The organism is Amycolatopsis sp. NPDC058340 (genome assembly GCF_042723975.1).
Lineage (GTDB): Bacteria > Actinomycetota > Actinomycetes > Mycobacteriales > Pseudonocardiaceae > Amycolatopsis.
In genome coordinates this window covers 80308-92071 of sequence record NZ_JBHXIB010000025.1, presented here as the reverse complement: position 1 = coordinate 92071, position 11764 = coordinate 80308, and the positions used below count along the sequence as shown (strand labels likewise).

Sequence of the window (11764 nt, the reverse complement as noted above, 5' to 3'; positions counted from 1 at the left end):
AGCTCCAGGGTGTTTCACGTCAGGCGGGGTCGGAAGCGTCGAAAGCGAGTTCGATCAGCCGGTCGGCGTCCATCTCGTCGATGTCCGCGCCGTCGAGCGACTCGGTGGGGCGGTAGCCGGGGTCGGCCAGCCGGGTCAGCAGGTCCAGCACGCCGGCTTCACGGAGCCGGTCGGCGGGCACCGAGGCGAGGACCGCGCCGATGCGGGCGACCTCGTCGTCAACGGCACCGTCGGGCTCGTCGGCGGGCGCCAACCGGTCGCCGAGGGTTTCGGCGAGCGCGGTGGGCGTCGGATGGTCGAACACGACAGTGGCGGGCAGCCGCAGGCCGGTCGCCGCGTTGAGCCGGTTGCGGAGTTCGACCGCGCTCAGCGAGTCGAATCCCAGTTCCCGGAAGGCCTGCCGGACACCGACCTGCTCCGGCGAGCCGAAGCCGAGCACCGCCGCGACGTTCGCGCGGATCAGGTCCAACAGGGCCCGGCCGCGGGCGGCGGGGGCGAGCCCGGCCAGCCGGTCGGCGAATCCGGCGGTCTGTGTCTCGGCGGCCGCGGCGGCCCGGCGGACCGGTGCCTTCACCAGCCCCCGCAGCAGCGGGTGCACCTCTTCACCCCGCAGGGCGGCGAGGTCGATGTGCATCGGCAGCGGCGCCGGTTCGTACCCGGCGCGGGCGGCGTCCAGCAACAGCAAACCGTCCTCAGTGGACAGCGGGCTCATCCCGGACCGCTTGAGCCGGGCGAGATCCGCCTCACCCAGATGCCCGGTCATCCCGCTCAGCTGCGCCCAGAAACCCCACGCGAGCGAGACCGCGGGCAGCCCCTCCGCACGACGATGCCGGGCGAGAGCGTCGAGGAAACTGTTGGCGGCGGCGTAATTGCCCTGTCCGGCGTCGCCGAACGCACCGGCGGCCGAGGAGAACAGGACGAACTCGGCGAGGTCCGCGTCGCGGGTCAATTCGTGCAGGTTGACCGCGGCGTCGACCTTCGGCCGCAGCACCTTCGCCAGCCGCTCGGGAGTCAGCGTGGCGACGAGGCCGTCGTCCAGGACACCGGCGGCGTGCACCACCCCGGTCAGCGGATGTTCGGGCGGCACGGTGGCGAGCAAGGCGGCCAGCGCCGTCCGGTCCGCCGCGTCACAGGCGGCGATCGTGACCGACGCCCCGGCGCCGGTCAGTTCCGCTTCGAGTTCCGCCATGCCTGCCGCGTCGCGGCCCCGGCGGCCGACGAGCAGCAGATGCCGGACGCCGCGCACGGTGACCAGATGACGGGCCACCAGTGCGCCGAGTGTGCCGGTGGCGCCGGTGATCAGCACCGTCCCGTTTACGTCCATTGTGGACGGAATGGTGAGCACGTTCTTGCCGATATGCTTGGCCTGGCTCATGAACCGGAAGACCTCGGGTGCGCGGCGCGCGTCCCACACCGTCGGACGGGGCACGGTGAGCGCCCCGGCGCCGAACAGCTCCAGCAGCTCGGCCAGGATTTCGCCGATCCTCGGCCGTCCGGCGTCGAGCAGGTCGAACGCGCGGTAGGTGACGCCGGGATGCGCGGCCGCGACCTCGTCCGCGTCGCGGATGTCGGTCTTGCCCATCTCCACGAACCGGCCACCCTCGCCCAGCAGCCGCAGCGACGCGTCGACGAACTCCTTGGCGAGCGAGTCCAGGACGACGTCCATCCGGCCGAACCGGTCCTCGAAGTCCAGCGTGCGGGAGGAGGCGATGTGCTCGTCGTCGAAACCGAGACCCCGCAACACTTCCCATTTTCCGGGGCTCGCCGTCGCGAACACCTCGGCGCCGAGATGGCGCGCCAGCTGGACCGCCGCCATGCCGACACCGCCGGTCGCACCGTGGATCAGCACCTTCTCCCCCGGCCTGAGCCCGCCGAGGTCGACCAGCCCGTAGTAGGCGGTGAGGAAGACGACCGGCAGCGCCGCGGCTTCGGTGAACGTCCAGTCCGCGGGCATCTCCGTCACCGTCCGCCGGTCGGCGATCGCGACCGGGCCGAACGCGCCGTCGAACAGGCCGAAGACCCGGTCGCCCGGTTTCAAGCCGGTGACACCGGGACCGACCTCGGTGACGACGCCCGCGCCCTCGCTGCCCATCACCGCGTTGTCCTCGGGATACATGTCGAGTGTGATGAGCACGTCGCGGAAGTTGATCCCGGCGGCCCGGACGTCGATCCGGACCTCGCCGTCGGCGAGCGGCCGGGCGGCCGCGGGTGCCGGGACGAGCGCGAGCTCTTCCAGCGTGCCGCGACGGGGCGCGTCCAGTACCCAGGGGCCGTCGGGCGGGGTCAGCGTGCCGTCGGCGGAGACCTTGGCGAGCCTCGGCACGAGCAGTTCCCCGTCGCGCCACGCGAGCTGTGCCTCACCGGTGGCCAGTACCTCGGCGGGCAACCCCGGCGGAAGGTCGGTGTCGCTGTCGAGGAGGACGATCCGGTCGGGGTTCTCGGCCTGCGCGGACCGGACCAGGCCCCAGACCGCCGCGGCCGCGAGGTCACGGACGTCCTCGTCGGCGACGGCGCCGCGGGTGTGCAGCACCAGCCGCGCGTCGGCGAACCGCTCGTCGTCCAGCCAGGTCCGGATCAGGTCCAGCACCCGGGCGGTCGTGCGATGCGTGCTTTCGGTGAGGTCGCCGTCCTCGGCTCCCACCGGCACCAGCACCACGTCGGGGACCTCGGTGAGCGTGGTCAGGTCGCCGTCGGGCAGGGCCGTGACGGTCGGCGTCCCGATGGCTTCCGGCGTCGTCGCCGGAGTCCAGGTGACCCGGAACAGCGAGTCCGGACGCCGGGAGCCCGGCAGGGCGGCGGGCCGCGTGACCAGGCCTTCGACGGTCGCGACCGGCGCGCCCGCCGGGTCGGCCGCCGTCACCGCGACGGTGTCCGCCCCCACGGCGAGCCGGACCCGCAGCGCGGTGGCGCCGACGGCGTGCACGGTGACCCCGGTCCACGCGAACGGCAGTTCCGCGCCGTCGCCGGACCGGACGGTACCGAGGGCGTGGAGGGCGGCGTCGAGCAACGCCGGATGCAGGCCGAACCGGTCCGCTCCCTCGGCGTCGGGCAGGACGACCTCGGCGAAGACGTCGGAGCCCGAGGTCCAGGCCGCCCGCAGGCCCTGGAACGCCGGGCCGTAGCCGTAGCCCTGCGTCTCGGCTTCGGCGTAGAAGCCGTCGAGGTCGACGCTCGTCGCGCCGGCGGGCGGCCATTCGGCCAGGCCCTCGCCCGGGGTCTCGTCCGAAGTCAGGAAGCCGGACGCGTGCCGCACCCAGATGTCGTCACCGGATTCGGCCTGGGAGTGCACGGTGATCTCCCTGCGTCCGTCCACTTCGGACCCCAGGACGACCTGGACGCGGACGCCGCCCTGTTCGGGAAGCGGCAGCGGGGCTTCGAGGGTCAGCTCGTCGATCCGGCCGCAGCCCGCGTGAGTCCCGGCCTGCAGCGCGAGTTCCACGAACGCGGTACCTGGCAGCAGCACCGTGCCCTGCACCGCGTGATCGGCCAGCCACGGCTGGGCGGCCGTCGAGATCCGGCCGGTGAGCAGGAGCCCGCCGGAACCCGGCAACGCGGTCGCGGCGGTGAGCAACGGATGCCCGGTGGCGCCGAGACCGAATCCGGCGGCGTCGCCCGGTTCCCCGGCATCGGTGAGCCAGAACTCCTGATGCTGGAAGGCGTAGGGCGGCAGATCCACCCAGCCCGCCTCAGGCAGCAGCGCTGCCCAGTCGGGGCTGAGGCCGTGGGCGTGCGCCTCGGCCAGCGACGTGACGAACCGGGTCGCTCCGCCTTCGTCGCGGCGAAGGCTCGCGAGCGCGACGGCGGGCACGGCGGCCTCTTCGACGAGTTCGGTCAGCCCGGCGACCAGCACCGGATGCGGGCTCGTCTCGACGAAGAACCGGAAACCGTCCTCGATCAGCCGCCGCACCGCCTGGTCGAACCGGACGGTGGCCCGGAGATTGCGGAACCAGTAGGCCGCGTCGAGGGTGGTCGTGTCGATCGGCTCCCCGGTGACGGTCGAATACATCGGAACTTCGGCTTCACGCGGTGTGATTCCGCTCAGCGCCGTCACGACGTCCTGTTCGATCGAGTCGACGTGGGCCGAATGCGACGCGTAGTCCACCGGGACACGCTTCGCCCGCACATCGAGCAGTTCGCATCGCTTGAGCAGCGCGTCCAGCCCGGCGACATCACCGGACACGACGACGGAGGCCGGGCCGTTCACCGCGGCCACGGAAACGCCGTCGGGCAGCATTTCCCGGACGCGCTCCTCGGAAGCCGCGACCGACACCATCCCGCCCAGCCCGGACAGCGCCAGGATCGCCTTGCTGCGCAGGCAGACCACCCGCGCGGCGTCTTCGAGCGACAGCGCGCCCGCGACACACGCGGCCGCGATCTCGCCCTGCGAATGCCCGGCCACCGCGGCGGGTTCGATCCCGCACGCCTGCCAGAGCCGGGCCAGCGACACCATCACGGCGAACAGCACCGGCTGGACGACGTCCACCCGCTCCAGCGCCGCCGCGTCGGACAGGACGTGCGTCAGCTTCCAGTCCACATGGGACAGCAGCGCGTTCTCGCAATCGGCCATCGCTTCGGCGAAGACGGCCGACGAACCCAGCAGGTCCACCGCCATCCCGGTCCACTGTGAACCCTGGCCGGGGAAGACGAAGACGGGCTTGCCGTTCTCGGCGACCCCGCCGACGACATGGGGCGCGGGGACCGCGTCGGCCAGCGCACGCAATCCGGCGGTCAATCCGGCGCGGTCACCCGCCACCACCACGGCACGGTGCTCCAGCGCGGACCTGGTCACCGCGAGCGCACGGGCCACCGCGGGCAGGGACACGTCGTCACGGAGATGCCCGGCGAGCCGGTCCGCCTGCGCGGCCAAGGCGGCGGACGTCTTCCCGGACAAGACGAACGGCAGCACGTCGCCACCGAGCGGCGAAATGTCCGAAGTGGACTCTTCGACCGGCTCAGCCTGCTCCAGGACGACATGCGCGTTGGTCCCGCTGATCCCGAACGACGACACCGCCGCGCGCCGGGGCCCGCCGTTTTCCGGCCACGCCACGGGCTCGCTGAGCAGGGAGACATTCCCGGCCGTCCAGTCGACTTTGGTCGTGGGCGTGCCGAGGTTGAGCGTGCGCGGCAACACGCCGTGGTGCATCGCCTGCACCATCTTGATGATCCCGCCGACCCCGGCGGCGGCCTGGGTGTGGCCGAGGTTCGACTTCAGCGAACCCAGCCACAGCGGCCGGTCCCGGTCCTGGCCGTAGGTGGCGAGCACAGCCTGCGCTTCGATCGGATCACCGAGCGGCGTCCCGGTGCCGTGCGCCTCCACCGCGTCCACTTCGGACGGTTCGAGCCCGGCGTCCGCCAGTGCCCGGCGGATCACGCGTTGCTGCGACGGGCCGCTCGGGGCGGTGAGGCCGTTGGACGCGCCGTCCTGGTTGACCGCGCTGCCCCGCACGATCGCGAGGACACGATGGCCGTTGCGGCGGGCGTCGGAGAGGCGTTCCACCAGGAGCATTCCGACACCTTCGCTCCACACCGTGCCGTCGGCGTCGTCCGAAAAGGACTTGCAACGGCCGTCGGGGGCGAGGCCGCGCTGACGGCTGAAGTCCACGAAGACCTCGGGCGTGGCCATCACGGTCACCCCGCCCGCCAGCGCCAGCGAACATTCGCCGCGCCGCAGCGCCTGCGCCGCCAGATGCAGCGCCACCAGCGACGACGAACAGGCCGTTTCGATCGTCACCGCCGGGCCTTCCAGCCCGAAGGTGTAGGCGACCCGGCCGGAGTGGATGCTGGCCGAGGTCCCGTTGCCGAGGTAACCCTCGACGTCGTCCGGCACGCGGTTCAGCCCCGTCGCGTAGTCGTGGTACATCACCCCGGCGAACACGCCGGTCGCGCTGCCGCGCAAGGATTTCGGGTCGAGCCCGGCCCGTTCGACGGCTTCGTGGGAGATCTCCAGCAGCAGCCGCTGCTGCGGGTCCATCGCCAGCGCCTCCCGCGGCGAGATCCCGAAGAAGCCCGGATCGAACTGCCCGGCATCGTGCAGGAAACCGCCCTCGCGCACGTAGGTGGTGCCGCGGTGGTCGGCGTCGGGGTGGTAGACGCCGTCGGTGTCCCAGCCGCGGTTCTCGGGGAACCGGGTGATGCCGTCGTTCCCCTCGGCGACCAGACGCCACAGGTCGTCGGGTGTGCTCACCCCGCCCGGATAGCGGCAGGCCATGCCGATGATCGCGATCGGCTCGTCGGCCTCGGCCGGAGCGGCCACCTCGTCCCGGACCGGAGCGGATCCGGCGGCGAGGAACGCGGCGACCGCACGCGGGTTCGGATGGTCGAACACCAGGGTCGGCGCGATCTTCAGCCCGGTGGCCGCGATCAACCGGTTGCGCAGTTCCACGGCGGCGAGCGAGTCGAAGCCGACTTCGGTGAACGCGCGGTCCGGATCGATGGCGTGGGCGTCCGGGTGACCGAGCACGGCGGCGACCGTCGTCCGGACGAGGTCGAGCAGGGCCGCCTCGTCCAGTCCGCCGCGCGGCGCGGCCGACGGCGCCGGGCGGGTGACCCGTATGAGTCCACTGAGGACAGTCGGAAGTCCTGCGGCGGTGGCGCGGGCACGCAGTGCGGCACGGTCCATCCGCATCGGCAGCAGCACCGGCCGGTCCGCCGCCAGCGCCGCGTCGAACAGCGCGAGCCCGTCCACTTCGGACAGTGCGTGCTGGCCGGTGCGGGCGATCCGGCGCAGCGCCGCCTCGTCGAGCCGTCCGCCCATCCCGGCGTCCCACAACCCCCAGCCGAGTGCGACACCGGGGCGGCCCTCCGCGCGGCGGCGGAGGGCGAGCGCTTCGAGGAAGGCGTTGGCCGCCGCGTAGTTGGCCTGCCCGGCGCCGTCGAAGGTGGCCGCGGACGAGGAGAACAGCACGAACGCCGACAGGTCGAGGTCGCGGGTGAGTTCGTCCAGGACGAGCGCGCCGGTGACCTTCGGCCGCAGGACGGTCGCCAGCCGTTCGTGATCGAGCGTGGCGATGGTCGCGTCGTCGAGCACGCCGGCGGCGTGGACGACCGCCGACACCGGATGCTCGGCGAGCAGTGCCGCGACGGCCTCACGGTCGGTGATGTCGCAGGCGGCGACCGTGACGTCGGCTCCCAGTGCGGTGAGGTCGTCGACGAGCGGGCCCGCGGCGCCGCGACGGCTCACGAGAAGCAGGCCGCGGACCTCGTGCCGCTCGACCAGATGCCGGGCCAGCAACCCGGCGAGACCGCCGGTCCCGCCGGTGATCAGCACCGTGCCGCCGGTGGTGAACGAGGCCGGGGCCGGGCTCGGGACCCGCGTCAGCCTGGGGACCAGCACCACGCCGTCGCGGACGGCGAACTCTGGCTCCCCGCAAGCCAGTCCGGCGGCGAGGCCGTCTTCTCCCGTGACATCGGCCAGCACCAGCCGGTCCGGGTGCTCGGCCTGCGCGGAGCGCACGAGCCCCCATACGGCGGCCGCGGCGGGATCGGGGTTTTCGGTGGCGACGGCGCCCTCGGTGAGCAGCGCCAGCCGGGCCGGGGCGAACCGGTCGTCGGCGAGCCAGGCCTGGACGAGGTCCAGCACGTTTTCGAGCGGCTCGGCGCAGCGGACGGCGACGACCGGCGGCACCTCGTCGCCGACGGCGGTCAGGTCCGGATAGAGCCGGTATTCGGCGGTGCCCGGGGTCCCGGGAAGCGGGATCCAGTCGACGCCGTAGAGCGCGCCGTCCTGCGCGCGCGGTGCGGTGGCAAGGGGGCGCAAGGCCAGGGATCCCACCGACGCGACGGGCTCGCCCGCGCCATCGGCCACCTTCAGGGAGACCGAGTACGTCCCGGCTTCGGCACCCGCGACGTGGTTCTCGAGCTTGACGCGCAGCACATCGGCGCCGCGCGCGTGCAGCGTCACGCCGGACCACGCGAACGGCAGTGCAGCGGGACCACCGCCTCCGGCCCCGAGTTCGAGCACGTGCAGGGCCGCGTCCAGCAACGCCGGATGCACGCCGAACCCGCCCTGGATCTCCGGTACGGCGGCGACTTCGGCGTAGAGGTCGTCACCGGACCGCCACGCGGCGCGCAGGCACCGGAACGCCGGTCCGTAGTCGAGGCCTGAATCGGCAAGGCGGTCGTAGAGATCGGAAAGGTCAAGGGGCTCACCGGCGGGCGGCCACGCCCCGAAGTCGGGAGCGGAGGCCGCGGCCCCGAGCGCACCCGAAGCGCACCGCGTCCACTCGTCGTCCTCCGTGTCACGGAAGAAGATCAGGAGCCTGCCGTCGCGGACCGACACCTGGACCTGGACGCCCGCTTCGAAAAGCACCAACGGCATTTCGAGGGTCAGTTCTTCGACGCCGCCGGACCCCGCGAGTTCCGCGGCCCGCAACGCCAGTTCGAGCAGCGCGGTACCCGGCAGCACCACGTCACCGCCGACGACGTGGTCGGCGAGCCAAGGCTGGGTGAGCGGGGACAGCCTGCCGGAGAGCAGCAGGGCACCGTCTTCGGCCGTGGTGACCGAAGCCCGCAGGAGCGGATGCCCGGTGTCGCCCAGCCCGTAGGCGCCGGGATCCCCGGCGGTGTCCTGGTCGATCAGCCAATACCGCTGCCGTTCGAAGGCATAAGTCGGCAAATCGGTCTTCGGGTGCGTGCCGAACACCTGGGGCCAGCCGGGTTCTGCGCCGCGGACCCACAGTTCGGCCAGCGACGCGGCGAGCGCCTCCGCCTCCGGCCGCGAGCCGCGCAGACTCGGCACCAGCGCCGGCCCCTCACCGTCGAGGACTTCGGCGGCCATCGGGGTCAGCACCGCGTCCGGGCCGAGTTCCAGGAGCACGTCGACGCCGAGTTCGTCCAGCCGCCGCACGCCGTCGGCGAACCGCACCGGACGGCGCACGTGCTCCACCCAGTATTCCGGCGCCGTCGCCTCGGTGATCAGCTCACCGGACACAGTGGACACCAGCGGGATCGCCGGTTTCCGGAAGGTGAGGATCTCGGCGAACCGGCGGAACTCGTCGAGCATCCCGTCCATGTGGTGCGAGTGGAAGGCGTGACTCACCTTGAGCCGTTTGGTCTTGCGCCCGGCGAACGCGGCGGCGATCTCCTCGACCGCGGCCTCGTCGCCGGAGACGACCACCGACCGCGGGCCGTTGACGGCCGCGATCGCGAGGCGGTCGCCCAGCAGCGGCTGGATCTCATCCTCCGTCGCCTGCACGGCGAGCATCGCGCCGCCCTCGCGCGTGTCCTGCATGAGGCGTCCCCGCGCGGCGACGAGCGCTGCGGCGTCGGAGAGCGAGAGCATGCCCGAGACATGCGCGGCGGCCAGCTCGCCGATCGAGTGCCCGGCGACATAGTCGGGGCGCAGGCCCCAGTGCTCGTACAGCCGGAACAACGCGACCTCGACGGCGAACAGCGCGCACTGCGCGTATTCGGTGCGGTGCAGCAGCCCGGCTTCCTCGGTGCCCTCGGCGGCGAACACGATCTCGGCCAGCGGCCGGTCCAGCTGCAGGTCGAGATGCCCGCAGGCGTCGTCGAAGGCGGTGGCGAACACCGGGAACCGGCGGTGCAGTTCGCGGCCCATCCCGGCGCGCTGGCTGCCCTGGCCGCTGAAAACGATCCCGACCCGCGCCGTCCCGTGGACCAGGCTCGGCAGAGCTTCACCGGTGGCCAACGCGTCCAACCCGGCCAACAGTCCCGCGCGATCGGCGGCGGTCACCACTGCCCGCCACTCCAGGGCGGACCGGGTGGTGGCGAGCGCGGCGGCGATGGCGGGGAGGTCACTGTCCGGCAGGGCTTCACACAGCCGGGCGGCCTGACGGCGCAGGGCTTTCTCGTCGCGGCCGCTGACGGGGAACAGCCAGGTGGGCCAGGCTTCCGGCGTCGGCTCGGGCTCTTCCTCGGCCGGGGCCTGTTCGAGGACGGCGTGCGCGTTGGTCCCGCTCATCCCGAACGACGACACCGCCGCACGGCGGGGCGCCCCGGTCTCCGGCCAGCCGGCGGTCTCGCCGAGCAGCTCGACGGCACCGGACGACCACGCCACCTTCGGGGTGGGTTCGTCGGCGTGCAGGGTCTTGGGCAGCACACCGTGCCGCATCGCCTGCACCATCTTGATCACCCCGGCCACCCCGGCGGCCGACTGGGTGTGCCCGATGTTCGACTTCACCGAGCCGAGCAGCAGCGGGCGCTCGCGGTCGCGGCCGTAGGTCGCCAGCAGTGCCTGCGCCTCGATCGGGTCGCCTAGGACGGTACCGGTGCCATGCGCCTCGACCGCGTCCACTTCGGACGGTGCGAGCCCGGCGTTCGCCAGCGCGCGCCGGATCACCCGCTGCTGCGCGGCGCCGTTGGGCGCGGTGAGGCCGTTGCTGGCGCCGTCGGAGTTGATCGCGGTGCCGCGGACGACGGCGAGCACCCGGTGCCCGTTGCGCCGGGCGTCGGAAAGCCTTTCCAGCACCAGCATCCCGACGCCCTCGGACCAGCCGGTGCCATCGGCCGCGGCGGAAAACGGTTTGCAGCGCCCATCCGGGGCGAGCCCGCGCTGACGGCTGAAGGCGAGGAAACCGCCGGGGCTCGACATCACCGCGACGCCGCCCGCCACCGCGATCGAGCACTCCCCCAGCCGCAGCGCCTGCCCGGCCAGGTGCAGGGCCACCAGCGACGACGAGCACGCGGTGTCCACAGTGACCGTCGGGCCCTCGAACCCGAACGCGTACGAGATGCGGCCGGAGGCGACGCTCGCCGCGTTACCGGTCAGCAGATACCCTTCGAGACCTTCTTCCGCACCACCGAGACGCGGTCCGTACTCCTGGGTCTCCGCGCCGACGAACACGCCGGTCGCGCTCCCCCGCAAGCTGACAGGGTCGATCCCCGCCCGCTCGAAGGCCTCCCACGACGTCTCCAGCAGAAGCCGCTGCTGCGGATCCATCGCCAGCGCCTCACGCGGCGAGATCCCGAAGAAACCCGCGTCGAAATCCCCGGCGGTTTCGAGGAAACCGCCCCGCCGGGTGTAGGTCTTGCCGGGCACCCCCGGGTCGGGGTCGTACAGCGATTCCACGTCCCAGCCGCGGTCGGCCGGGAACTCCGACGTCGCGTCCCCACCCTCGGTGACCAGGCGCCAGAGGTCTTCCGGTGAACCGATCCCGCCGGGGTAGCGGCACGCCATGCCGACGATCGCGATCGGTTCGTCGTCGGCGATCGCCTGGTAGTCCTCGATCTCGGCCACGGCCTCACCGGCGAGCAGATCACGCAGGTGACCGGCGAGCGCCGACGGCGTCGGATGGTCGAAGACGAGCGTCACCGGCAGTTCCAGCGCGGTGGCCGCCGAGATCCGCCGGTGCAGTTCCACCGCCGCGAGGGAATCGAACCCGAGTTCGGCGAACGGCGTCCCGGGCGCCGCGGTCCCCGCGCCCGGCTTCGCCTCCAGCACCGCTTCGGTCTCGGCGACGACCAGCTCGGTGAGCGCCCGCCGTCGCTCCCCGTCCGGGGTTCCGTCGAAAGCGGCCAGCACCGTGGCCCAGTCCGGCCGAACACGTCGAGTTCGCAGAATCAGTTCGTCTCGCATGGTCCGCATTTCGGGTTCGAGGATGGGATTCCGAAGCTAGTGCGGGAACGGACCCCTTTCGCACCCCTACGTCCCCCTGTTCACCGTCGTGCGCGGGGTGCGGGCAGGGGTCGGCGCGGCGGTGGCGTGTTGGGGGAAGCCCAAGGTGCACGGTGGTGTATGGGGGATCTGAGTTTCGGAAAACACCCGGGCGCCCGCAATGGACCAGCTAGGGGGGTGAGCAGGCGG

General features: G+C 72.6%; 1 protein-coding gene. It reads right to left on the bottom strand.

What is annotated here, in order from left to right; genetic code table 11:
* Positions 1–19: 19 nt before the first annotated feature.
* Positions 20–11545 carry an SDR family NAD(P)-dependent oxidoreductase gene (locus tag ACFWIW_RS25570; RefSeq protein WP_378370771.1) on the bottom strand — a complete coding sequence of 3842 codons (11526 nt, stop codon included), beginning with the start codon at positions 11543–11545 and terminating at the stop codon, positions 20–22.
* Between the last annotated feature and the right edge of the window lie 219 nt (positions 11546–11764).

What these genes read in the sequence shown, in the direction of transcription:
- ACFWIW_RS25570 (WP_378370771.1), bottom strand. Translation starts at nt 11,545, where the DNA reads ATGCGGACCATGCGAGACGAACTGATTCTGCGAACTCGACGTGTTCGG.